The organism is Kitasatospora sp. NPDC127067 (assembly GCF_042724755.1).
Taxonomy (GTDB): domain Bacteria; phylum Actinomycetota; class Actinomycetes; order Streptomycetales; family Streptomycetaceae; genus Kitasatospora; species Kitasatospora lactacystinica.
The window spans coordinates 56,582-79,980 of record NZ_JBHXEM010000014.1; the positions used below are offsets into that span (position 1 = coordinate 56,582).

Below are 23,399 nucleotides of genomic sequence, written 5' to 3' on the forward strand. Positions count from 1 at the left end.
GGCGGGCCTACGGCCGCCGGTCGGTCCGCTCCTCGGCGGGGGTGCGGATGGCGAGGACGGCCATGTCGTCGTGGCCGTCGCTGGGGTGGTGGTCGGCGAGGAAGCGGACGAGGTCGTCCAGGGGGTCGCCCGCGTGGGCGGCGGCGAGCTCGGCGAGGGCGTCCAGGCCGCGGTTGATGGGATGGTCGGGGTGTTCGACGAGGCCGTCGGTGAACAGGACGACGGTGCTTCCCGCGGGCAGCGGCTCGGAGTGGTCGGGGCGGTGGAGCTCGGGGTCGATGCCCAGCGGGATGCCGGGTTCGCCTTCCAGGTACCGGGCTCGGCCGTCGGGGGTGAGGACGAGGGGCGGCGGGTGGCCGGCGGTGCTCCAGTGGACGGTCCAGCCGTCGGCGGCGGGTTCGATCCGGGCCAGGCACGCGGTGGTGACGGGCAGGTCGGTGATGGCGCGCACGGTGAGGTCGAGCCGGGTCAGCACCGAGCTGGGAGGGCTCCCCCGGTCGTACAGCAGGGCGCGCAGCATGTTGCGGGCCTGGGCCATGGCGGCGGCGGCGTACAGGTCGTGCCCGACGACGTCGCCGATGACGGCGGCGCAGGCCTGGTCGGGCAGGACGGCGGCGTCGTACCAGTCGCCGCCGATTCCGGCCGGTTCGGCGGCGGTGCGGTAGACCGCGGCCCCGGAGAACGGGCGCAGGTCCGGCAGCGTGGGCAGCAGCAGCCGCTGGAACTGCTCCGCGCTGTCGCGCAGGTGGCCGAACAGGCGGGCGTTGTCGATGGCGATGCCGGCCGCGCCCGCGAGGGCGCGCACGATCTCCTCGTCGTCCTGGTCGAACGGCCGGCCGTCGACCCGCTCGGAGAGGTAGAGGTCGCCGTAGATCTCGCCGCGGACGGTGACCGCCACGCCCAGCAGGGTGCGCATCGGCGGGTGGCCCGGGGGGAAGCCGACGGAGGCCGGGTGGGAGGGGATGTCGTCCACGCGCAGCGGCTCGGGGTGGCGGATCAGGTGGCCCAGCACCCCGCGCCCGTGCGGGAACCCGGTTCCGGCGAGGGCCGCACGTTCCTCCTCGGTCAGGCCGGCGGTGACGAACTGCTCCAGGTGGTCGCCGGAGGGGGCGAGGACGCCGAGCGCGCCGTAGCGGGCACCGGCCAGGTCCATGGCCGTGGTGACGATGCGGTGCAGCACCGCGGGCAGGTCCAGGTCGCCGCCGATGGCCAGGACCGCCGACAGCAGCCCCTGCAGCCGGGCCGTCGACCTCGCCAGGGCGCGCAGCTGCGCCGCGGCGCCCTCCACCTGTTCGTCCGGATCGGGCCCCGGCCCCGGCAGGTCCCCCTCGGCCGGTGGCCCGGCGGGCTCCCCCGCGGGGCTCATGACATCGCCTCGTTCATGACCGCCAACGCTACCCACGCCACCTCCGCCCGGCCGGGAGCACGCGCCCGGCACGGGGGGGGTTCGATCGCACGAGCCAGCCCCAGCCGTCGGACGCGGGGCACCGGCGGCACGATGGTCGATCGCCTGACGTATCGTCAAAAGACCTTCACGCCAAGATACCTGGACGCCCCCTTCGCGCCCTCCCTCTCGCGGAGCCGGAGGTCGGTCGCCGATCACCGACCACGCTGCGCGACCGCACACGGCGGGCTCCCCGCCCCGGGGCCGGAGCAGGGAGCCCGCCGGCCGGACGTCAGGTGTCCCGGCCGAGCGACCGCGCAACCGTCCGGCAGCTGTTCGCCGCCCGGGGAGATCACGCCGCGGGCGGTCGGCGCGCAGCGCAGCGCGGCCCCGCTCGGGCCGGCCGACGGAGGAGTACGGACATGCCGCCGCGCCGTTGCCGGAGGATCATGAAAGCAGTGGACGCGCCGGTCTCCGCGCCTCCCCGGATCCGCCGAGCCTGTCGGTCCGCTGCCAGGCCTCACCTCCTGGAGGTCCCCGTGAACAGCTCACCCGCGCCAAGTCCCGCCGGGCCGATCGTCGTCGGTACGGACGGCTCGGAGCCCGCCCGCAGGGCCGTGCTCTTCGCCCTTCGCGAGGCACAGCTGCGGAGAGTCGGCGTACGGGCCGTCTGCGCCTTCGGCGGCCGGCACGCCGATCCGCCGGACCGGGCCATGACGGGCTGGTTCCGCCCGAGCGGCGATCCGGAGCCGCATCTGCACGACGCCGTCGCCCGGGAGGTGACGGACCTGGTCGAGGAGCTGCGACAGCAGGTCGGCGAACCGTATGTCGAGGTCGAGGTGCGCTGCGAGCACGGCCGCCCGGCTCAGGTCCTGCTGGAGGAGAGCCGGGACGCCGGCCTGCTGGTGGTGGGCACCCGCGGTGCCGGCCGCTGGGGCCGGCTCGCCCTCGGCTCGACCAGCACCGAGATCGTCCACCACGCCCGCCTCCCCGTCGTCGTCGTACCGCCCGAGCCCGGAGCCGCACCCGGGTGATCCCCTGCGCCCGGCGTCCCGTCGAGGGCCCGCAGACAGGTGCGCCGGGGAAGGCCGGCGTCCCGGTGTTCACCGTGCGCGGGGTGGCGTTCGCCGGGTCGCGGAGCACCCGGTGCGACCGCCCCGCCACGAGATCGCTCCCGCCCACGGCCGTCACACCGGACGGCGAGGCGCTGCCCGCCTTCCAGGACACGCGGGTCGGGGCCGGCACACCAGGTGTCCGTCCGGTCAGCCGGGGACGGTGGCGCCGCCGCGTTTCCCGCTCGCCGCCACCGCGGCCGGGCCCGTCGTCCCGGGCACCGCGCGCCAGGCGCGGGCGGCGAGTACACCGGAGGCGAGGGCCACGGCGCCGAGGGCGACGGAGGCCGCGGTGAGGCCCAGGGTGGCGCCGAGCCAGCCGGCCAGGGGGTAGGTGAGCAGCCAGCAGCCGTGGGAGAGGGAGAACTGGGCGGCGAAGACGGCGGGAAGCTCCTCGACGGCCACCGAGTCGCGCAGGACCCGGCCGGTGGGGGTGAGGATCAGCGAGCCGACCGCGCCGAACGCCACCCAGACGGCGAGCAGGACGGGCCAGCGCCAGGCGCCCGGCCCGGCGGCGGTCAGCGCGGCGAGCAGGGCGAAGAGGCCGACGATGCCGAAGGCCGCCGGGAGCATGACGGTCCGGTCCGGCAGCCGGTCCAGCACCCGGGGCAGCAGCAGTGCCACGACCATCGACCCGGCCCCGTAGGCGCCGAGCGCGATCGGGACGTCGGTGGCGGGGCGGCCGAGCGGGCCGCGGACGTAGACGACGGTGTTGACGATCACCATCGCACTGGCGGCGGCCGCCGCGAGGTCCAGGGCGAGCATCGCGCGCAGCCGGGGCACGGCGAGGAAGAGCCGGGTGCCGCGGACGGACCGGGCGAGGACGCCCCCACCGGGCCGCGCACGGTCCCGCTTCGGCCGGACCGGCTCCGCCCGGGTCGGCTCCGGGCCGCCCCGCCCGACCGACTCCGGCCGGACCCGCTTCGGCAGGGCGGCGGAGACCACCAGGACGGCGGAGGCGAGGAACCCGGCGGCGGTGCCCCAGAACAGCCAGTTGTAGCTGATCAGCGCGAGCAGGGCGGCCGCGAGCACCGGGCTGACCAGGCTCTCGGTGTCGTAGGCGAGCCGGGACAGCGACAGGGCGCGGGTGTACGCGCGTTCCTCCGGCAGCACCTCGGGGATCACCGACTGGAAGGCCGGGGCGAAGGCCGCCGAGGCGGATTGCAGTACGAAGATCAGGACGTAGACCTGCCACACCTCGGTGACGAAGGGCAGGGTGAGGGCGACGCCGGCCCGGGTGAGGTCGGAGGCGGCCATCAGGCGTCGGCGCGGGATGCGGTGGGCCAGCGCGGTGACCACCGGGGCGATGCCGACGTACGCGAGCATCTTGATCGCCAGTGCGGTGCCGAGCACCGATCCGGCGTCCGCTCCGGCGAGGTCGTACGCGAGGAGGCCGAGCGCGACGGTGGCGAGGCCGGTGCCCACCAGGGCGACGATCTGGGCGGCGAACAGGTGCAGATAGGTGCGGTTGCGCAGCACGGACAGCATGGAGGACCCCGCTCGGACTGGGCGCGGCAGGACGACACGACCAGGATAGGTCAACATGTGCACGCATGTGCACATGTTGACGAAAAGGCGGCCCGTACCCAGGAGGGCACGGGCCGCGGAGCCGGAAGGTACGGGTCAGTCGTGCGGGGGGAGCTCGCCGATCTGGTGGTCGGCGACGCTCAGCGCCTCGTCGACCAGCCGGCGCAGGTGGCCGTGGCGCAGCGCGTAGACGACGCGCCTGCCGTCCTTGCGGGTCGTGACCAGGCCGGCCAGCCGGAGCTTGCCGAGGTGCTGGCTGACCGACGTCCGGGGGGCCCCGGTCGCCTCGGTCAGCGTGGTCACGTCGGCCTCACCGGCGCTCAGCCGCTGGAGCAGGGCGAGCCGGGTGCGGTCCGCGAGCAGCGCCAGGATGCCGGCCGCGGCCTCCAGCCGCTCGTCGTCCCGATGCTCCTGCGCATGGTGTGCACCTGATATCCGAAGGCTCCCGCTCATGGCGCCATCGTAGGGCCCCGGGCCCGGCCTGCCGAAGCGCCGCGACACCGGCCCGGGCAGCGCCCGGCCGGAGGGGCCGCCATGGGCTCCTCCGGCCGGGTCGTCATCCCACGCGGTCACTGGCTCACGCGATGACGAGCTCACGCGGTCACTGGCTCACGCGGTCACGAGCTCACGCGTTCATGCCCCACAGGAAGCCCGGTACGGGCGTGTAGCGCACGTACGGACTCCACTCGTCGCCCGGCGGGCAGGGGGTGGGCGGGCACGGCGGCGGCGGGCACTTGCTGTCCTCCACCGTGATCGCCACGCACGGGCAGTCCTTGGTCAGCCCGACCTCGGTCACTGCGTGCCGCGGCAGGCTGTAGCCCTCGGGCGCGGAGACCTCCTGCCAGTAGTACGTGCCCAGCGGGAGACCGCTCGCGGAGCAGACACCCGACGCGGGGGTGACGCACGGGGCGCCGACGGCCGTGTCGGGGTTGGCCCCGGAGGTCTGCAGACCGGGCACGCCGTTGCTCTCGCGCCACAGCTGGAAGACCGCGCCCGCCAGCGGCCGGCCCGTACCGGCGTCGACCTTGGTGACGGAGGTCGACCCGCTCGGAGCGGGCGTCTTCCCGTCCCGGACGGTCACCTGGATGTTCTGCCCACCGGTGTCGAGGACCACCGTCGTCACCGCGGGCCGCGGCAGGTCGTAGCCGGGCGGAGCCGCCGTCTCCTGCCAGTAGTAGGTGCCCAGCGGCAGGCCGTCCGCCGAGCAGACGCCCGACGCCGGCGTGACGCAGGCGGAACCCACGGCGGTGTCGGGGTTCGCCCCGGAGGTCTGCAGACCGGCCACGCCGTTGCTCTCGCGCCACAGCTGGAAGGAGGCACCCGCCAGCGGCTGTCCGGTGACGGAGTCGACCTTGGTGACGCCGGTGGTGCCGGTGGGAGCGGTGGTCTGGGCGTCGGCGACGCCGACCGGGGTGTGCTGCCCGTTCATGTCCAGCACCACGGTGGTCACGTTGAGCTCGGGCAGCTCGTACCCGTCGGGCGGCGAGACCTCCTGCCAGTAGTAGGTGCCCAGCGGCAGGCCGTCCGCCGTGCAGACGCCCGACGCCGGGGTGACGCACGGGGAGCCGACGGCCGTGTCGGGGTTGGCCCCGGAGGTCTGCAGACCGGCCACGCCGTTGCTCTCGCGCCACAGCTGGAAGACCGCGCCCGCCAGCGGCTGCCCGGTACCGGCGTCGGTCTTCGTCACGGTGGTGGACCCGGTGGGGGCGGTGGCCTCGGTGTCGGCGACGTTGACCGGGGTGCTCTGCCCGTTGGTGCTCAGCACCACGGTGGTCACGTTGAGCTCGGGCAGCTCGTACCCGGGGGGCGGCGCGGTCTCCTGCCAGTAGTAGGTGCCCAGCGGCAGGCCGCTCGCCGAACAGACTCCCGACGCCGGCGTGACGCAGGCGGAGCCGACGGCGGTGTCGGGGTTGGCCCCGGAGGTCTGCAGACCGGCCACGCCGTTGCTCTCGCGCCACAGCTGGAAGGTCGCGCCCGCCAACGGCTGCGAGGTCGCCGAGTCGATCTTCGTCACGCTGGTGGAGCCGGTCTCGACGACCGGGCTCCGGGTGTCCCGGACGGTGACCGGGACGTTCTGGCCGTTGGTGTCGAGGACCACGGTCGTCACCGCGGGCTGCGGCAGGTCGTAGCCGGGCGGAGCCGCCGTCTCCTGCCAGTAGTAGGTGTCCAGCGGCAGGCCTGCGGTGGAGCAGAGGCCGTTGCTCCCGGTGGTGCAGGGGGCGCCCACCTTGGTGTCCGGGGTGGTCCCCGAGGTCTGCAGGCCCGCGACGCCGTTGGTCTCACGCCACAGCTGGAAGGTGGCACCCGCCAGCGGCTGCGAGGTCGCGGAGTCGACCTTCGTCACGCTGGTCGACCCGGTGGGAGCCGGGGGGTTGCCGCAGTCCGGGAGGTCGCCGTTGAAGGGGTAGGCGTGGAACTCGGTCCCGGTCATGCCCGAACCGGAGTTGTGCAGCAGGGTGCCGGTGGTGAAGAACCGTCCGTTCAGGCCGGGCAGGTTCATCGTGGCGGTGCTGGCCGGGTTGCCGACCAGCACGCTGCCCTGGAACTGCCCCGATCCCGTGAGGGTGACGGTCGTCGCGGTGGGGAAGTTCCACAGCAGTCGCTCGCGCAGCTGGTTCCAGGGGTCGGTGTCCTGGAGGCTGCCGCTGTAGGTGTTGATGGTGCGGGCGCCGCCCACGAGGTTGACGAGCACGGTCGCGTTCGCGGGGATTCCGGCGAACGCGACGCCCTGGGTGGAGCCGCCGCGCCCGACGATGTCGAAGTCGACGTTGAAGACCTGGAGGGCGGAGGTGCCGTCACCGGTGAACAGGGTCTGGAACCCCTGGTTGACGGCGGTTCCGGTGGCGGGGCGGGGCGTGCCTACCCCGGCGTAGCAGGCGCTGGCCGTCTGCAGCTCGCCGCGCAGCGGCGTGTAGGCGGCCACGGCCCGCGGGTCCTGGACCTTGGTGCCGGTGATGGTGCCGGTGGTCGTGCCCGCGTAGCGGACGACGCCTCCCTCGGCCAGGAGCGACTGCCCCGGGGCCACGGTGACGTTGCCTCCGGCGGTGAGGAAGTCGGCCCCGTCCGGCGGGGGGACGCGCGAGCCGACGCCGACGATGCCGATGTTGTAGACGGAGCTGACTCCGGCGGCCTTGTTCATGCTGAAGGAGCCGAGGGTCACCACGTGCCCCTCGGCCTCGGCGGCCGAGCCGCTGACGTTGAAGTCGCCGCCTACGAAGATGTTCACGCCGGCGTCGCGCCCCGCGAAAGGCCCGTTGTTGACCGGCGGGAACGTCGCCGGGCAGTCCGCGCCCAGGCAGGGCCCGAGGCCTCCCGGGAGGCCGGCCGCGTAGGCGGCCGTCGGTGCGACGAGCGACATGCCGAAGGGGACGAGCGTCAGGGCCAGGGCGGATCCCATCACCCTGCCTAGTCTTCGTCCCCAGCCGACGGCGGTCGTCGGATGCTGACTGGGCTTCACTTCAGTCCTTTCATCACATGAACATAAAGACAACCCTCGGAGTGTTCTCCTCGAACCCGCGAGCGGCGGCGACCCACCGGTGTTTTCGTCTGAACGCTCCGTCAGGTGCACCCGATCGGACGCGCACTCAAGGACCCGCGGACACGGCGGACCCACGGACACGGCAGGCCCGGCGCCGGCGCACCGGCAGGGTCTCCCGGCCCCGGATTGGGGTCCTCCGGCCCTGATGCGCCGTCAGTACTGACCCCATCCTGGACGCGTCGAGGCCCACCCGCCGCCTCGCCCGAACGACACCACGAGTCCCCGGAGGACCCGCATGTTCTGCTTCCAGTGCGAACAGACCGACCGCACCGGCGCCACCCCCGGCTGCGCCGGTCCGATCGGCAACTGCGGCAAGGATTCCCCCACTTCGGACCTCCAGGACCTGCTCGTCCACGCGGTCAAGGGCATCTCCCAGTACGCCGCCAGGGCCCGCGCCCTCGGCGCCCCGGACGACGAGGCCGCCGCCTTCGTCCTGTACGCGGTCTTCACCACGCTCACCAACGTCAACTTCAACCCCACCCGCTTCGCCGCCCTGATCCAGCTGGCCGTCGGCGTCCGCACCCGGGCCAAGGAGCGCTACGAGCGGGCCGCGCGCGCCGCCGGCCAGGAGCCGCAGACGCTCACCGGGCCCGCCGCCTGGACCCCCGGGGCGGACCCGGCGACGCTGGTGGGCCAGGCCCCGGACGTCCGGGTGAACCTCGGGCTCCCCCTGGTCGGGCCGGAGGTCGTCGGGCTCCGCTCGCTCCACCTCTACGCGCTCAAGGGCATCTGCGCCTACGCCCACCACGCCGACGTGCTCGGCCGCCGCAGCGCCGAGGTCCTCGGCGGCGTCGAGGACGCCCTCGCCTACCTGGCCGACGAACCGACCGACCCCGCCGAACTGCTGGAGCGCGCCGTCGGCCTCGGCCGGCTGAACCTCGCCGCGATCGAACTGCTCGACGCCGCCAACACCGGCACCTACGGCCCCCAGCAGCCCACCACGGTGCGCACCACCCCCGTCGCCGGAAAGGCGATCCTGGTCAGCGGCCACGACCTGCGGGACCTGGAAGCCGTCCTGGTGCAGACCAGGGACCAGGGCATCAACGTCTACACCCACGGCGAGATGCTCCCCGCCCACGCCTACCCGCTGCTCAAGGCCCATCCGCACCTGGCCGGCAACTACGGCGGCGCCTGGCAGGACCAGCAGCAGGAGTTCGCCGCCTTCCCCGGCCCGATCCTGATGACCTCCAACTGCATCATCGAACCGCACGTCAGCTACCGCCGCCGGATCTACACCGCCGGACCGGTCGGCTGGCCCGGCGTCCGGCACCTCGCCGACCACGACTTCCGTCCACTGATCCAGGCCGCCCACGCCCTGCCCGGATTCCCGGAGACCGCCGCCGAGGAGGAGGCCGTCACCGTCGGCTTCGGCCGGGACGCCGTGCTCGCGGTCGCCGACCAGGTGGTCCACGCCGTGCGGCAGGGCACCATCCGTCACTTCTTCCTGATCGGCGGCTGCGACGGCCCCACCCCCGGACGCGACTACTACACCGACTTCGCCCTCGGCGCGCCCCGGGACAGCATGGTGCTCACCCTCGGCTGCGCCAAGTACCGCTTCAACCGGCACGACTTCGGCGAGATCGCGGGCCTCCCCCGGCTGCTGGACCTCGGCCAGTGCAACGACACCTACTCCGCCATCCGGATCGCCACCGCGCTGGCCGACGCCTTCGAGTGCGAGGTCAACGACCTGCCGCTCACCCTGGCGCTGTCCTGGACCGAGCAGAAGGCCGTCGCCGTGCTGCTCACCCTGCTCGCCCTGGGCATCCGCAACATCCACCTCGGCCCCTCGCTGCCCGGCTTCCTGACCCCCGCCCTGGTCGACGAGCTGGTGAAGCGGTTCGATCTGCGGGTGATCGGCGACCCGGCGGCCGACCTGGCCGCGGCCCTCGAACGGACGGCGTCATGAGCACCGCCGACCCGGCGGAGGCGACCGGCTCGCACCCCGTCACCCTCACCACCAGCGACGGCGGCCGGCTGGAGTTCGACTGCGCCCCCGGCCGCAGCGTCCTGGAGGCCGCGGCGGAGACCGGCGCCGCCCTCCCGGCCTCCTGCCGCCGGGGCACCTGCGGCTCCTGCCACGCCTCCGTCACCGACGGCCCGTACGAACTCGGCCCGCACAGCGAGCAGGCCCTCCCCCCGGGCGAACGCGAACACGGCGAGGTGCTGCTCTGCCGCACCTTCCCGCGCGGACCGCTGACGGCCGCCCTGCCGTACGAACAGTCCCGCATCCTGTACGGCGGCATCCCGGTCCGCGAAGCCACCCTCACCGCGGTGGAGCCGGTGACGCCGGACACCGTACGGCTGGAACTGCGCCTCGACAACCCGGACTGCCAGTTCGACCCGGGCCGGTTCATGGAGCTCCAGGCTCCCGGCAGCGAGGTCGGGCGCGCGTACTCCCTCGCCAACACCGGCAACTGGGAGGGGCGCCTGGAGTTCTTCGTCCGGCTGCGGCACGGCGGGCACTTCTCCACGTACCTCACCGAGCGGGCCCGCCCCGGCGACCGGCTCACCGTACGCGGCCCGCAGGGCGCCTTCGGCCTCCACGAAACCGGCCTGCGTCCACGCTGGTTCGTGGCCGGCGGCACCGGCCTCGCCCCGCTGCTGGCGATGGTCCGCCGGATGGCCGAGTGGCAGGACCCGCAGCCCGCCCGACTCCTCCTCGGCTTCAACGAACCGCAGGACGTCTTCGGACTGGACGAACTGGCCGCCGTGGCAGCCGAGTTGCCCGGCTTCCGGTACGACATCTGCGTCCGGAAGCCGGACCCCGGCTGGTCCGGACCGACCGGCACCCCGGCCGACCTCCTGGCCGCCGCCCTCCCCGAACTCGGCACCACCACACCCGACCTGTACGTCTGCGGCCCGCCACCCCTGGTCGACGCCGTCCTGCACACCGCCGCACTCGCCGGCATACCGTCCGACCAGATCCACCGGGAGCGCTTCCTGGCCACCTGACCCCCGCCGCCCCCGCCCCTCACCCGCCCGGGCCGCCCCCGACCTGATCGGCGGCGGCCCTCGACGTCCGTGTCGGCCCTGGTGACGGTGAACGCAGGTCCGCCGTTGGGTGGATCTGGAAGACTGCTGCCCGGCGCGAACCGGTGTCAGAGTCGGGGAGCCGGATGGGTAGGAGAGCCGCTGTGGAACCGGTCTTGATCGTTCTGATCGTTCTGGTGCTGTTCGTCCTGAGTGCCCTGGTGAAAGCGATCCGGATCGTTCCGGAGGCCAGCGCCGCCATCGTGGAGCGCTTTGGGCGCTACACCCGCACGCTCGCCCCCGGTCTGCACTTCGTCGTCCCGTTCATCGACACCCTTCGATTCCGGGTCGACCTGCGTGAACAGGTCATGGCGGTTCCGCAGCAGCAGGTGATCACGCAGGACAACCGGCGCGTCGACATCGACATCGCCGTCTCCTACCAGGTGTCCGATGCCAGGGCCGCCACCTACGACGTCACCAGCTACGTTCAGGCAATCGAGCAGCTCGCTGTCGCCACGTTGCGCGGCATGGTCGATGGCATGGACCTGGAGCGGGCCCTGACTTCCCGCGAGGAGATCATCGCGGCCCTGCGCGGTGCTCTCGACCGGGACACGGCCCGCTGGGGTGTCCGGGTCCACCGCGTCGAGTGCAAGGTGGGCGCGCCGCCCGCCTCCCTCCGGGGCCCGACGGTGAAGCGGGTCGGAGCCGACCGGCACGGGGGTCCCGTCGTCCCGGCCGACGAGAACGGAGGGGCGCGTGGCACACCGCGGTCGCCCGTGCGGGCCGGACTCGCCCCCGGGCACCGTCCGCTGCGGCAGGATGATCCTCGCCGTATCGGCCGCTACCGCCTGACAGCGGTGCTGGGCCAAGGTGGGATGGGCACGGTCTATCTCGGCCGGTCTCCCGGGCAGCGCCTGGTGGCGGTCAAGGTCATTCGGTCGGAGCTCACCGAGGATTCGACCTTCCGGAGGCGGTTCGCCCGCGAGATCGAAGCCGCAAGCCTCGTCGGCGGGTTCCACACCGCATCAGTGGTCGACGCCGATCCCCACGGCGACCCGCCCTGGCTGGCCACCGAGTACATCCCCGGGCCGTCACTGCACGACGTTCTCAGGCAGCAGGGTGCCCTGCCCCCGAGGACCCTGCACACCCTCGCGGTCGGCGTTGCCGAAGCACTCGAACGCATCCATTCCTGCGGCATCATCCACCGCGACCTCAAACCCGGCAACATCATCGTCTCCGGTGCAGGACCCCGCATCATCGACTTCGGCATTGCCCGGGCCCTCGACAGCACCGGACTCACCAGTACCAACTATGTCGTCGGCACCCAGGGGTTCCTCGCCCCGGAACAGCTCATCGGCGGACCGATCACGCATGCCGTGGATCTCTACGCCTTCGGCATGGTGCTGTGCCATGCCGCCGGAGCCGCGCCGCTCCCGGACGGCGAATCCCTGGCATCCGCCCTCAGCCTGCTGCCCTCCCGGTTCGTCGACGTCATCACCCTGTGCCTCGACCACGATCCCCGGCGCCGGCCGACGGCCACCGACGTACTCGAACTGCTCTCCCGGAACCCGTCGACCGGCGACTGGTTGCCGCTCCCTGTACGCACGATGGTCGACCTGTACAACCCGGCGACCGGCTCGACACTCTGATCGCCCCGGCCGGGACATAGCTGCCACGGCATCTCCTCGCTCGCGCGACCAGCCCCAACATCCGGGCCTGGTCGGGCCGGTCGCCAGTCAGAGCGGCCTCGCCTGAAACCGCAGGACGCACGCGGTGTTCGCGAGGACGAACTGCCACTGCGGTCCGAAGTGCGCTGGTGCGGCGGCGATCCGGCCCGGCTCCGCGCGGGCGGAGCGGACATCGGGGCGCCGCTCGCGACCCGGGCCAGGAACGGGCCACCTCCACGGTCGCGGGACCAGGGTTGGAACACGGTCGGCCGCGAAGTGGCCGACCTGCCGCACATGCCGATGCCGGTCACGCCCGGAGAGGCGTGACCGGCATCGGCGTGTGGAGCGACCGGCTGCCCCCGTGTCACCCGATCTGGATGGCGGCGACCCTCGGCGGTCGGTTCGGGAAGGTGATGTCGGTCCAGCGTTCGATCCTCACGGAGTCACCGTTCACGTCGTAGTACGTCAGGTCGTTGTTGCCCGTGGAGATCCGGTCGACCCACCAGCCACCGAAGTCGGTCCTCCCCCCGTTCGCGTAGCAGTCGACGCTGTCACGGCCGTCGAGGTGCGACCAGATCTTCAGGAAGTCATTGCGGCCCCCGTCGCACTGGACGTGGTCGATGGCGAAGGCGTCGCCGCTCGGCAGGCCGACGGTGGCCGTGGCGGCTGCGGCGAACGCCATGGCCATGGAACAGATGGCCCTCTTGGTCTTCGAGATCACGGATTCTCCCTCGTACGAGGCCCGGGCGCGGCCCGGCGCTGTCAGTGGCGTCACGTCATGACGGAACGGTGCTCGGCCGATTCGGTGAACGGCCGACCCGCGCACCGGTCCAGCTCCTCCCGGCCGTGCCTGTTGGTGACACGGCCGCATGACCCGGACCTCAACGTAGTGACCCCCGTCCCCCGTCCGGCCGCAACACTCCGAATGCGAACCGGCGGGCCGAGACATCACCCGATCGTGGCGCTCACGTGCGGACGAGGGGCCGGGAGGGGGCTACTCCCCCCTCGGAGGTGCTCACCCGAGCGGGGAGGGCGTCGGTGCCGGGGGTGTCTCCGCCTTCCTGCACTCCGCCGGCACCGTGCGGTCGCAGGTCCTGCTCGGGCGCGTGACACGGCCTCGGTCCGACCGCCCGGCGCGGGCCCGTCGGGATGCGTCCCGGCGGGCGCGCGCCGTTCCGGGGCTCGTCGGGAGCAGGGCGGACCGGGCTACTCCGCCGTCCGGTCCGGCTCGGCGGCCGGGGCGTCGTACTCGGCGAGGGTTTCGCGGGTGAAGCCGAAGAAGTAGGTGGCCAGGAAGCCCGCGAGGTAGCCGGTGAGCAGTCCGCCGCCGTAGACGGCGGCGCCCGCGAGGAGTCCGTGCGGGCCGGCCAGCAGGGGGAAGAGGGCCCAGCCGGAGGGGCCGATGGCGGTGGAGCCCACCGTGCTGCCGAGTTGGCCGGCCACCCCGACGAAGGCGCCGCCGGCCGCGCCGCCGACGCAGGCGGTGATGAAGGGGCGCCCCAGCGGCAGGGTGACGCCGTAGACCAGGGGCTCGCCGATGCCGAGCAGGCCCGCCGGGAGGGCGGACCTGATGGTGGCCCGGATCGAGGCGTTGTGGCGCAGCCTCAGGTAGACGGCCACGGCGCAGCCGACCTGCCCGGCGCCGGCCATGGCGAGGATCGGCAGCAGGACGGTGGAGCCCTGCTGCTGGATCAGGGTGGTGTGGATCGGGATCAGCGCCTGGTGCAGGCCGAGCATGACCAGCGGCAGGAAGAGGCCGCCGAGCACGAGTCCGGCGAGCAGGCCGCCGTGGGCGAGCAGCCAGGTGGCGGCGTGGCCGATGGCGGTGGAGATCTCCCCGGCGGCGAACATCAGGCCGAAGAGCGCGGCCAGCCCGCCGAGCAGCACGGTGACGGTGGGGGTGACCAGCACGTCCAGGGCGGCGGGCACCAACCGGCGGGTCCAGCGTTCCAGGTGGACGGCCAGCAGTGCGGCGCCGAGCGCGCCCACCACGCCGCCCTGCCCGGGGGTGAGGTGGTGGCCGAAGGCCTCCACCTTGGTGACCCCCGCGTAGACGATCACGCTGGCCACGGCTCCGCCGAGCACGGGGGTGCCGCCGAACTCCTTCGCCGTGTTGTAGCCGACGAAGACGGCGATCAGGGACATGAACCCGGAGGAGACCGGGCCCAGGGCGGTGACCAGCGCCGGTGCCCAGCCGAGGTTGGCGAGGGCCCCGGCGAGACCGGCGACGATCCCGCATCCGATCAGGGCGGGGATCAGCGGGACGAAGATGTTCGCGATCCGGCGCAGCGCCAGCTTCACCGGGGTCGCGTTGCGCACCCGGGCCTGGGCCCGGATGCGCTCGCCGCGCCCGGCGAGGTCCTCGGCGGTGGGGGCGGCCGACGGCCCGGCCGCCCCGTCCTGCGGGCCGGGGGGCTCCAGGAGCAGGCGCAGCCGCGCGGTGACCCCGGCGACGGCGGCGGGCCCGAGCACGATCTGGTAGGTGTCGTCCTCGACCGTGCCCAGGACCGCCGGCAGCGCCCGGAGCGCCTCGGTGTCGACCAGGGAGCGGTCCGCCAGGCCCAGCCGCAGCCGGGTCATGCAGTGGGCGACCGAGCGGATGTTGGCGGCGCCGCCGACGAGCGGGAGGATCGCCTCGGCCACGGCGCGGTTCTTCTCGTCCGACATGCCGGGTGACGTACCCGGGTGCTCCCCCGGCTCAACCGCCTTGGTACGCGGCGGTTCTGGACCCCGTGGCCGGAGCCGGTGCGCCGGCGGCGCCGTCCGTCCGGTCCGGGAGCGGGTCGTCGTCGGATCCCGTGGTGCGCACCCGGTGCACGTACCGGTCGATGAGGTGGCGCAGCACGGTGGCGGTGGTGACGACGTCCGCCTCGGGGACGCCGTCCAGCGCGTCGGCGAGCCCGATGATGTTGGCCTGTTTCAGGCGGTCCAGCACTTCCCGCCCGCCGGGGGTGATGGCCACCTGGCGGGCCCGCCGGTCCTGGGCGTCCTGGCTGCGTTCCACCAGCTGCTGGCCCTGGAGGCGGTCGATCTGGCGGGTGACGTGGGAGGGTTTGACCATCAGGCGGTCGGCCAGGTCGCTCACCCGGCTGGCCTCCGCGCGTTCGGCGAGCGCGCGCAGCAGGTAGACGTCCGAGCGGGCGGCGGTGATGCCGGCCTTGGCGGTGCGGCGCTCGTGTTCCTGTGACCGTGTCAGCAGGTAGGCCAGGGTGGCCAGGACGTCCTCCAGGCCGTCCAGGCCGTCCGGGCTCTGCGGTCCGCGGGCGGTGGTCCGGTCGTCTTCGGCGTCTTCTTCGTCCGACATGGGGGAACTGTAGCGATCCGGTTCGGGCGGCGGCCGGGGCGGGGAACCGTGGCCGGATTTCGGACAGATTCGGCCGACGTCCGGCGCGCCCTTCCGCCACCACGGAACGCGAGCTACCGTGACGTTCAGTTAGTTGCTTTCGGCACGTAAATATGGCCCGGCTCAACTCCCGGAAGGGGATTCACTGATGGCCACCGCCGAGAAGACCCCCCGATTCACCCACCCCGCCGCCCGCGGCACCTGCCCGTTCGCCCCGCCGCCCGCCTACGACCAGGCCCGGCAGGAGGAGCCGGTCGGCCGCGTCACCCTGTGGGACGGCTCCACCAGCTGGCTGGTCACCCGCCACGAGGACGTCAAGGCGGTCCTCTCCGACGCCCGGTTCAGCTCCGACTCCACCCGGCCCGGCTTCCCGTTCATCAGCGCGGGCGCCCGGCAGCTGAACACCGGACGGCCGACCATCGTCCGGATGGACGCCCCGGAGCACACCCACTTCCGCCGGATGCTGACCGGCGAGTTCATGATCAAGAAGGTCGAGGCGCTGCGCCCGGAGATCCAGCGGATCGCCGACGAGCTGCTGGACCGGATGACCGACGGACGCTCCGGCGCCGACCTCGTCCACGAGTTCGCCCTGCCGCTGCCGTCCCTGGTCATCTGCCTGCTGCTCGGCGTCCCCTACCAGGACCACGACTTCTTCCAGGAGTGCAGCCGCGTCCTGCTGCGCCGCGACTCCAGCGCCGAGGACGTCGCCGACGCCCAGGCCAAGCTGGTCGACTACCTGGTCGGGCTCACCGAGACCAAGCGCACCCACCCCGACGACGGCATCCTCAGCCGCCTGGTGGAGCGCGGCGAGCTGAGCACCCAGCAGATCGGCGACATGGGCCGGCTGCTGCTGATCGCCGGACACGAGACCACGGCGAACATGACCGCGCTCTCCGTGCTCGCCCTGCTGCGCAACCCCGACCAGCTCGACCACCTGCGCGAGCACCCCGAATCGGCGCCCGGCGCGGTCGAGGAGCTGCTGCGCTACCTGACCATCGTGCACTCCGGCGTGACCCGGGTCGCCACCGAGGACGTCGACCTGGGCGGGGTGCGGATCGCGGCGGGCGAGGGCGTCATCTGCATGGTCAACACCGCCAACCGGGACGAGCGGGAGTTCCCCGGCGGCGACGAGCTCGACCTGACCCGCGACGCCCGCCGCCACCTGGCCTTCGGCTTCGGCATCCACCAGTGCCTGGGACAGCCGCTCGCCCGCCTGGAGTTGCAGATCGCGCTGGCCACCATCCTGCGCAGACTGCCCGAACTGCGCCTGGCCGTACCGTTCGAGGAGATTCGCTTCCGCGGCGAGATGCTCATCTACGGCGTCCACGAGCTGCCCGTCGCCTGGTGACCCGGGCTCCCCCGGGAGCCCCCAGAACCACACCAACCCACCTGCCCCTGGGCGGAGTTCACCTCCCCGGGGCACCCGCTCCGAAAGGAAGACCATGCTCGTCCGGATCGACCAGGAGAAGTGCTGCGGCGCCGGGCACTGCGTGCTCGCCGCCCCCGACGTCTTCGACCAGCGCGACGAGGACGGCATCGTCGTCCTGCTCGACGCCGAACCGCCCGCCGAGCTCCACCGGGCCGTCCAGGACGCCGCCGCCGTCTGCCCGGCCGCGGCGATCCACCTGGAGCAGGTGTGACCGCACTGCGGGAGGTGGCCGTGGTCGGCGCCGGCGCGGCCGGGCTGCACGCCGCCGAGGCGCTGCGCAGGTCCGGCTACGACGGCCGGCTCACCCTGATCGGCGCCGAGCCGGAGCCGCCGTACGACCGGCCACCGCTGTCCAAGCACCTGCTCGGCGGGCAGTGGCAGCCCGACCGCCTGGCCCTGCGCGGCCCCGAGGCGCTGGACGAGCTCCGGCTCGACCTGCGCCTCGGGGTCCGGGCCGAGCGGCTCGACCGCCGGGAGCGCACCGTGCGGCTCTCCGACGGCCGGCGGGTGCGCTGCGAGGCCGTCGTCGTGGCCACCGGGGTCCGCCCGCGCCGGCTGCCCGGCGCCGACGCACCGCGGCCCGGGGCGCACGTGCTGCGCACCCTCGCCGACGCCCTCGCCCTGCGCGAGGAACTGCGGCCGGGCACACGGCTGTTGGTGGTCGGCGGCGGACTTCTCGGCGCCGAGGCGGCGGCCACCGCCGTCGGGCTCGGCGCCGAGGTGACCTGGCTGACCTCCACCGCCACGCCGCTCGCCGCCGTCCTGGGCACCGAGACGGCCGCGCTGCTGGCCGGCCTGCACCGCGAGCACGGGGTGCGGCTCCACCGGGGCGTGGCCACCGGGCTGCTCGAACGGCTCGGCCGGGCTGCCGGCGTCCGACTGGCCGACGGCACCGAACTGACCGCCGACGCCGTGCTGATGGCCGTCGGCTCCGAGCCCGCCACCGAGTGGCTGGCCGGCAGCGGCGTCCCGCTGGACGACGGCGTGGTCTGCGACGCCTACTGCGCCGCCGGCCCCGGCGTCTGGGCGGCCGGGGACGCCGCCTCCTGGCCCGACCCGCGCACCGGCCGTCACCGGCGCCTCGAACAGCGCACCAACGCCACCGAGCAGGCCATGCACGCGGCCCGGAACCTGCTGGCCGGCCCGGACGGCGCCCGGCAGGCCTACCGGCCGGTCCCGTACCTGTGGACCGACCAGTACGGACTGCGGGTGCAGGTGTTCGGCCGGCCCGGCGGCGCCGAACGGTTCGAGGTCGTCGACGGCAGCCTGGAGGAGCACCGCTTCGCCGCCGTCTGCGTCCGCGACGGCCTGGTCACCGGCGCGGTCGGGATCGCCTCCGCCAAGGCGCTGCGCGGGCTGCGCGCCCAGGTGGCGGCGCACGGCCCGTGGCCGCCCGAGCCGGCCGGAGCCCCGGGCTCCGGCCCGGCCTGAGCCCCGGGCCGGGCCGTCCCTGGGCACGGGGACGTTCCGTCCTTGCGCACGGGCCCGGGTACGGTCCGCCGGCCGCTGCCGCCCGCCAACCGGGCGAGGCGGCGGGCGGACCGGCATGGTGCGGGGCCCCGGAGCGACCGCGCCCGGAGACTGGTGGCCCGCATCCGGCCAGGGGAGCAAGCGCATGGACGACCGCAGCCGCCGAGCCGGCCCGGGGCCCGCTCCGACCCTCGCGGTGAGCCCCCGGGCCGGTGTCCTGGGCACCGCGCTGGCCGCCGTGCTCGCCTTCTCGCTCTCCTCCGGCTCGTGGCAGTGGTTCTCCACCTACCTCGGGCTGACCCTCCTCGCGGTGGTCCTCTCCTCCACCCGCCCGCCGACCCGTGCGACGGACGCGGGAGCCGGCTACGCCCGGAGCCTGGCCGCCTACGCGCTGGTCATCGGCCTGACCGTAGCCCTCGCCCTGGCCCCCGCGATGCAGCGCTGGTCCTGGCTGTTCCCGATGCCCGGCACCCGCCGCGACTGCCCCCATCTGGGCGACTACGCGCGGCTGCAGGCGCAGGCCGCCCTCGGCGACCTCGCCGCCGGGGACGGCGCCGCGCTCGCCACCGCCCAGGACCAGCAGGCCCGGCACGCCGTCGCCGACTGCCTGTCCGCCACCACCACGCTCTGGCTGCCGGTGTACGCGCTGGCCGCGGCCCTGCTGGCCGTACTCCTCGTCCTGCTGCTGGACCGGGTCCGCGGCCGGCGGCAGCCGTCCGGGACGGCGGCGGGCTGACGGGCGGCGGCCGCGCGCGCCCACCTGCCTCCCGCCGTACCGCTCTCCCGCCGCTCCGCCGCCGGCTCTCCCGCCCTCCCGCCCTCGGCGGTCTACCGAGCGAACAGCCCTCGGACTATCGTTAGTTGGCGGAAGCTATCGAGTTCCCACTCCGACCCGCCGGCCGGCCCCGGCCCGGTCGGCCGGCAGGAGGCAGCGGTGGCGACACGACTCTCCGGCGGCGGCAGGACCGGGCGGCGGCTGTGCGGCGAACCCGTCGCATACGAGCAGCTGCCGGAGCACATCAGGGCCGCCGTGGACGCACCGTCGGGTCACTCGGGCCAGGGCACCGAGGTCTCGACGCCGGTGGTGTAGTCGACGCCGGGGACGTCCCAGCCGTACAGCTGCCGGAACTGGTTGTAGAACCAGGCGGCGCCGTCCGGCTCGGCGGCCAGCGCGCCCGCCGGGTCGGCCCACAGCTCCCGCACCCGGTCCTGCACGGCGGGGTCGAGCTCCCAGCCGTCCAGGCGGATGCGGCCCTGACCGTCCAGAGTGAGCTCCTTCGCGCCGGTCAGCTGCTCCCACAGGTCCACGGCCTGGTCGTCGGTGGTGCGCCAGCCGTCCTCGCCGAGGACGATGCGCAGCAGCGAGGTGTAGAGGGCGATGGAGGGGATGGCGGTGGACGCCTGGGTGACGGCCGCACCGGCGACGACGGTGAACGCCCGGCCGCGGTCGGCGAGCAGTTCGGTCTGCAGCTGACGGGCGGTGGCCTCCAGGTGCTCCTTGGCGGCGCCGATCGTGCCCTGCCGGTAGACCGGCGCGGTGATCTCGGAGCCGACGTAGGACAGGGCCACGGTGGTGAAGCCGGGGCCGAGCAGGTCCTCGTCGGCCAGCGCCCGCACCCACAGCCGCCAGTCCTCGCCGCCCATCACCTTGACGGTCGCCGCCCGCTCGGCCTCGTCGGCCGGGGTGAGGTCGACGGTGCCGATCTGCGGGGCGCCGTCCTCGAAGAGCAGGGACGGCGAGGTGTACGGCGAGCCGAGGGGCTTGATCACCGAGTGGTGGACCTCGCCGGTGGCCGGGTCGGTGCGCCGGGGCGAGGCGAGCGAGTAGACGAGGTAGTCGACCGGGCCGTAGCGCTCGGCGAGGAGCTTGAGCACCTCGGCGCGGGTGGCGTCCGCGTAGGCGTCGGCGTTGACGAAGGTGAAGTCTCCCCCGCTCCGCTCGGCCAGGACCGAGGTCGCGGCGGTGCGGTACCAGCCGGCGGTGGCGGTGCGCCGCTCGGTGGCGGCGGCCTCGTAGCCGACGCCGATGCCGCGGATGCCCTGGCGGCGCAGCCCGGCGAGCAGCAGCGCCTGGCCGTATCCGGCGCTGGCACCGAGGACCAGGGCGACCGGGGCCCGGCCGGCCGGCGCCGCGGGCTCGATGCGCTGCCACTGGCGGTCGACGGTCGCCGCGCTGCCGGCCGGGTGGGAGTTGACGATCAGGTAGCCCCGCTGCTTGGGAGTGATCTGCTGGATGCTCACGTGCTGGCGCCCTCTCCGATCCGGAGATCGTGATCAAGGTGTCGGTCGTCCGGAGCCTATCCGCGCCGGGGGGCACCGCCTTTGCCATGCCGTCACGGAAGATGCGGCCTCCACTTGTCGGAGGTCGTCATTGCGGCGGTGTCCCGCTTCGGGTAGCAGCCTTCCGGGCGATCATGCGTGGAGCCGGAGGACCGGCGAAAATCGCGTGACCCTGCCCGGGGCAACGGCGACACTGACGCCATGACCGGTTCCGCCCTGCCTCGACTGCTTCGACCGCGTGCCCTGGGGCCCGGAGATCTCGTGGTCATCGCATCGCTGTCCGGTCCGCTGCCGGCCGCCTACGAGCCCAACGTCGAGCGGACGGTGGTCGTGCTCGAACGGATGGGATTCCGCGTGCGTCGGGCTCCGCTCCTCGAAGCGGGACGCCGCCGTTGGTGGAGCGCGGCCACGCCGGCGGAGATCGCCGGGGAACTCAACGGTCTTCTGCGTGATCCCGAGGTGCGCGCGATCGTCGCGAGTGACGGCGGCCAGACGGCGCTCGGCTACCTCGACCTGATCGACGTCGAGGCGGTCAGGGCCGACCCCAAGCCGATCCTCGGCTACAGCGACATCTCGCTGCTGCATCTGGTGCTCCACGCGCGCACGGGGCTGGTCGGCTTCCACGCCGACATGGCCGTCCCGGGCTTCGGCGGACACTGGCAGTCCGCGTCCGTGGCGCGCCGAGCGGAACTCGAGAAGCTCTACTCCGGGTTGCTGACCGGCACCGAGGCGATCGGTGCGCTGCCCACGGGCCCGTCGTGGGAGTGCTGGCGTCCCGGTCGTGCCGAAGGGCGGCTGATCGGCGGGCTGATCAATCGCATCGTGCTGGCGCAGGCGACGCCTTTCGCGCTGCCGCTCGAACGGTTCGACGGTGCGGTGCTGTTCTGGGAGGAGATGGGCGGCCTGGCGTCGTACGTGTGGAGCTATCTGCAGGTGCTGCGGCACAGTGGCATCCTCGATCGGATCGCCGGCATGGTCGTGGGCGTTCCGCGCGAGATCGGCGGACTCGAACCCGGCGCCTCCCCGAGCCTGCGCGAGATCGTCCTCGACGTCCTCGGGAACCGTGACATCCCGGTCCTGGGCAACGTCGATTTCGGGCATGCCGGCCCGAATCTTCCGATGCCGGTCGGCATCCGTGTCGGCCTCGACGCGCAGCAGCGGACGCTGTCGCTGCTCGAACCGGCGGTAGCGCCGCACGCGACGACGGGGCCGGTCGGCTGAGCGCCACGGCTCGGTGAGCCGGCCCCGGGCAGCACCCCCCGGGGGCCGACTCACGCTCCGGTGGCGTCCTGGGGGCGGTTCAGCCGCCAGACCACGGCGGTCCCGCTGCCGGCCGGGGCCAGCGGCAGCGCGGCCGGCTCCCGCCGGAGTTCGGTGAAGCCCAGGCGGCGCGGGACGGCGGCGCTGGCGGTGTTGGCCCGGTCGTGCACGATCTCCAGGTGGTCCACCTCCGGCAGGGCGAACATCTCCTCGGCCAGGGCCGCCACCGCCCGGGTGGCGAGGCCCCGGCCGGTGGCGGCCGGGTGCAGCCAGTAGCCGACACGCCGGCCGCCGGGCCCGCCCGCGCGGACGGCCTGGCACATGCCGACCGGGGCGCCGTCCTCGGCGATCGCGTAGGTGTACACCTCGCCGCTCGCCCACCAGGTGTCGCACCGGGTGAGCAGGGCGCGGGTGTGCTCCTCGTCGTGCCGGGCCACCCACGGCTCCCAGGGCCGCAGGTGCGCCAGGGACTCCTCGATCAGCGTGAAGGCCGCCGCGAAGTCCCGTTGTCCCTGCCAGCGCCGCAGCGCGAAGGACCCGCAGTCGACGACGTTCCTCGGTCGCACCATGCCGGCCATGATCCTTTCCCGCACGGTTCGCCGCAACCACCCGCCGCCAACTGCCGTGCGGTGCAAGGCCGGTGGGCGTCAGTGTCCGCCCCGGGGTTCCTCGCAGCCGCGGCCGTCCGGGTAGCCGCCGAACGCCTCCGCCCTGGTGGAGTCGGGGATCATCGTCCCGGTCAGGCACATCCCGGTGGCCTCGACGGTGAAGCCGACCGTGGTCCGCCCGATGCCCTGCACCCGCACCTTGTCCGCCGGATAGCCGAGGCCGGCGAGCCGAAGGCGGGTGCTCTCCGGGGTGTAGTCGTTGGCCGTGCGCAGCGGTTCGAGCGCCTCCTTGACGCGCCGGACGGCCGCCAGTCCGTCGCAGCGGGTCCGGCCGTGCAACGGGAGGGGCGCCTTGAAGCCGTGGTTCTCGGCGTAGTGGTCGAGCGGCGGCGCGGGCGGGGCGGTGGGGCTCCCTGCGCGGGTGGGTGTCGGGGTCGGGGTCGGGGTCTCGCCGGGGCAGGGGAAGTCGACCGGCCCGCCCTTGGCCGTGGGCGCGGCGGTGGTCGCGGCCGTCGTCGGCGCGGCGGCGCCGGTGTCCTGGGCGGTGTCCACGTGCTTCGTCCCGCACCCCGCCGCCAGCACGGCGAGCGCCGCCAGTGCCGGTATGCCGAGGCGCCCCCGCCGGGTCCTGATCGTCGTCATCCCGCGATCATGCCCCGGGCGGCCGACCCGCGCCACCTCCGCGGCCGCACCGGTCGAACCGCCCGGCAGCGCAGGCGTGTTGTGCGGATTCCGTGCCCGCCGGCCGCGCCGCGGTGCACCGGGCGGGCGCCGGGAAGGCGCCGGAAAGGGTCGCCGGCCCGCCCGGGAC

Annotated in this window: 19 protein-coding genes; 9 read left to right on the plus strand and 10 right to left on the minus strand. The window is 74.0% G+C overall.

Going from position 1 to position 23,399, the window contains the following annotated elements; all coding sequences use genetic code 11:
• Nucleotides 1-7: 7 nt before the first annotated feature.
• Nucleotides 8-1,366, minus strand: a complete 1,359-nt coding sequence (locus tag ACFWJ4_RS08595; RefSeq protein WP_380540848.1) for a PP2C family protein-serine/threonine phosphatase — start codon at nucleotides 1,364-1,366, stop codon at nucleotides 8-10.
• 557 nt (nucleotides 1,367-1,923) lie between these two features.
• Here ACFWJ4_RS08595 and ACFWJ4_RS08600 point away from each other — a divergent pair.
• Nucleotides 1,924-2,418: a universal stress protein gene (locus ACFWJ4_RS08600; RefSeq protein WP_380540851.1), complete on the plus strand. Its 495-nt coding sequence runs from the start codon at nucleotides 1,924-1,926 to the stop codon at nucleotides 2,416-2,418.
• A 228-nt stretch (nucleotides 2,419-2,646) separates the two neighbouring features.
• Here the strand turns inward: ACFWJ4_RS08600 and ACFWJ4_RS08605 are convergent, their stop codons facing one another.
• The 3 genes from ACFWJ4_RS08605 to ACFWJ4_RS08615 form a co-directional block, all read right to left on the minus strand.
• Nucleotides 2,647-3,984, minus strand: coding sequence for an MFS transporter (locus ACFWJ4_RS08605; RefSeq protein WP_380540854.1), 1,338 nt, complete (start codon nucleotides 3,982-3,984; stop codon nucleotides 2,647-2,649).
• A gap of 135 nt (nucleotides 3,985-4,119) precedes the next feature.
• Nucleotides 4,120-4,476 (minus strand): ArsR/SmtB family transcription factor, encoded by a 357-nt coding sequence (locus ACFWJ4_RS08610; RefSeq protein ID WP_380540857.1) that lies wholly within the window; start codon nucleotides 4,474-4,476, stop codon nucleotides 4,120-4,122.
• A gap of 172 nt (nucleotides 4,477-4,648) precedes the next feature.
• The gene (locus ACFWJ4_RS08615) at nucleotides 4,649-7,420 is read right to left on the minus strand and encodes a SpaA isopeptide-forming pilin-related protein (RefSeq protein WP_380540993.1); all 2,772 of its coding nucleotides are present in this window, start codon (nucleotides 7,418-7,420) and stop codon (nucleotides 4,649-4,651) included.
• Between the two features lie 376 nt (nucleotides 7,421-7,796).
• On the opposite strand from ACFWJ4_RS08615, the gene hcp reads away from it, so the two are divergent.
• The 3 genes from hcp to ACFWJ4_RS08630 all read left to right on the plus strand — a co-directional run bounded on the left by hcp (nucleotide 7,797) and on the right by ACFWJ4_RS08630 (nucleotide 12,180).
• Entirely contained in the window at nucleotides 7,797-9,467 is a 1,671-nt protein-coding gene (hcp, locus tag ACFWJ4_RS08620) for a hydroxylamine reductase (RefSeq protein WP_380540860.1), read from the plus strand.
• Nucleotides 9,464-10,513, plus strand: coding sequence for an FAD-binding oxidoreductase (locus ACFWJ4_RS08625; protein WP_380540863.1), 1,050 nt, complete (start codon nucleotides 9,464-9,466; stop codon nucleotides 10,511-10,513). Before hcp ends, ACFWJ4_RS08625 begins: the two co-directional genes overlap by 4 nt.
• A 194-nt stretch (nucleotides 10,514-10,707) precedes the next feature.
• On the plus strand, nucleotides 10,708-12,180 hold the full coding sequence (locus ACFWJ4_RS08630) for an SPFH domain-containing protein (protein WP_380540866.1): 1,473 nt from the start codon (nucleotides 10,708-10,710) through the stop codon (nucleotides 12,178-12,180).
• A gap of 382 nt (nucleotides 12,181-12,562) precedes the next feature.
• Here ACFWJ4_RS08630 and ACFWJ4_RS08635 read toward each other — a convergent pair whose 3' ends face one another.
• The 3 genes from ACFWJ4_RS08635 to ACFWJ4_RS08645 all read right to left on the minus strand — a co-directional run bounded on the left by ACFWJ4_RS08635 (nucleotide 12,563) and on the right by ACFWJ4_RS08645 (nucleotide 15,502).
• Complete coding sequence (locus ACFWJ4_RS08635; RefSeq protein WP_380351537.1) at nucleotides 12,563-12,880, minus strand: beta/gamma crystallin domain-containing protein; 318 nt, start codon at nucleotides 12,878-12,880, stop codon at nucleotides 12,563-12,565.
• Nucleotides 12,881-13,404: 524 nt separating this feature from the next.
• Entirely contained in the window at nucleotides 13,405-14,865 is a 1,461-nt protein-coding gene (locus ACFWJ4_RS08640; RefSeq protein ID WP_380540869.1) for a PTS transporter subunit EIIC, read from the minus strand.
• Nucleotides 14,866-14,896: 31 nt separating this feature from the next.
• On the minus strand, nucleotides 14,897-15,502 hold the full coding sequence (locus ACFWJ4_RS08645) for a MarR family winged helix-turn-helix transcriptional regulator (RefSeq protein WP_380540872.1): 606 nt from the start codon (nucleotides 15,500-15,502) through the stop codon (nucleotides 14,897-14,899).
• A 187-nt stretch (nucleotides 15,503-15,689) separates the two neighbouring features.
• Between ACFWJ4_RS08645 and ACFWJ4_RS08650 the strand changes: the two genes are divergently transcribed.
• From ACFWJ4_RS08650 to ACFWJ4_RS08665, 4 genes are all read left to right on the plus strand, one after another.
• Nucleotides 15,690-16,889, plus strand: a complete 1,200-nt coding sequence (locus ACFWJ4_RS08650) for a cytochrome P450 (RefSeq protein WP_380540875.1) — start codon at nucleotides 15,690-15,692, stop codon at nucleotides 16,887-16,889.
• 94 nt (nucleotides 16,890-16,983) lie between these two features.
• A complete protein-coding gene (locus ACFWJ4_RS08655) occupies nucleotides 16,984-17,181 on the plus strand; it encodes a ferredoxin (protein ID WP_359903142.1) in 198 nt (65 codons plus the stop codon).
• Entirely contained in the window at nucleotides 17,178-18,401 is a 1,224-nt protein-coding gene (locus ACFWJ4_RS08660; RefSeq protein WP_380540878.1) for an NAD(P)/FAD-dependent oxidoreductase, read from the plus strand. The genes ACFWJ4_RS08655 and ACFWJ4_RS08660 overlap by 4 nt, the downstream gene beginning before the upstream one ends.
• Nucleotides 18,402-18,585: 184 nt before the next feature.
• Nucleotides 18,586-19,176: a hypothetical protein gene (locus tag ACFWJ4_RS08665; protein ID WP_380540881.1), complete on the plus strand. Its 591-nt coding sequence runs from the start codon at nucleotides 18,586-18,588 to the stop codon at nucleotides 19,174-19,176.
• Nucleotides 19,177-19,487: 311 nt separating this feature from the next.
• Here ACFWJ4_RS08665 and ACFWJ4_RS08670 read toward each other — a convergent pair whose 3' ends face one another.
• Nucleotides 19,488-20,681, minus strand: a complete 1,194-nt coding sequence (locus tag ACFWJ4_RS08670; protein ID WP_380540883.1) for an enoyl-[acyl-carrier-protein] reductase FabV — start codon at nucleotides 20,679-20,681, stop codon at nucleotides 19,488-19,490.
• A 240-nt stretch (nucleotides 20,682-20,921) separates the two neighbouring features.
• On the opposite strand from ACFWJ4_RS08670, the gene ACFWJ4_RS08675 reads away from it, so the two are divergent.
• The gene (locus ACFWJ4_RS08675; protein ID WP_380540886.1) at nucleotides 20,922-21,941 is read left to right on the plus strand and encodes an LD-carboxypeptidase; all 1,020 of its coding nucleotides are present in this window, start codon (nucleotides 20,922-20,924) and stop codon (nucleotides 21,939-21,941) included.
• Between the two features lie 50 nt (nucleotides 21,942-21,991).
• On the opposite strand, the gene ACFWJ4_RS08680 is transcribed toward ACFWJ4_RS08675, so the two are convergent.
• Together ACFWJ4_RS08680 and ACFWJ4_RS08685 are read right to left on the minus strand one after the other, a co-directional pair.
• Nucleotides 21,992-22,549 (minus strand): GNAT family N-acetyltransferase, encoded by a 558-nt coding sequence (locus ACFWJ4_RS08680; protein WP_380540889.1) that lies wholly within the window; start codon nucleotides 22,547-22,549, stop codon nucleotides 21,992-21,994.
• A 78-nt stretch (nucleotides 22,550-22,627) separates the two neighbouring features.
• The gene (locus ACFWJ4_RS08685; protein ID WP_380540892.1) at nucleotides 22,628-23,230 is read right to left on the minus strand and encodes a hypothetical protein; all 603 of its coding nucleotides are present in this window, start codon (nucleotides 23,228-23,230) and stop codon (nucleotides 22,628-22,630) included.
• Between the last annotated feature and the right edge of the window lie 169 nt (nucleotides 23,231-23,399).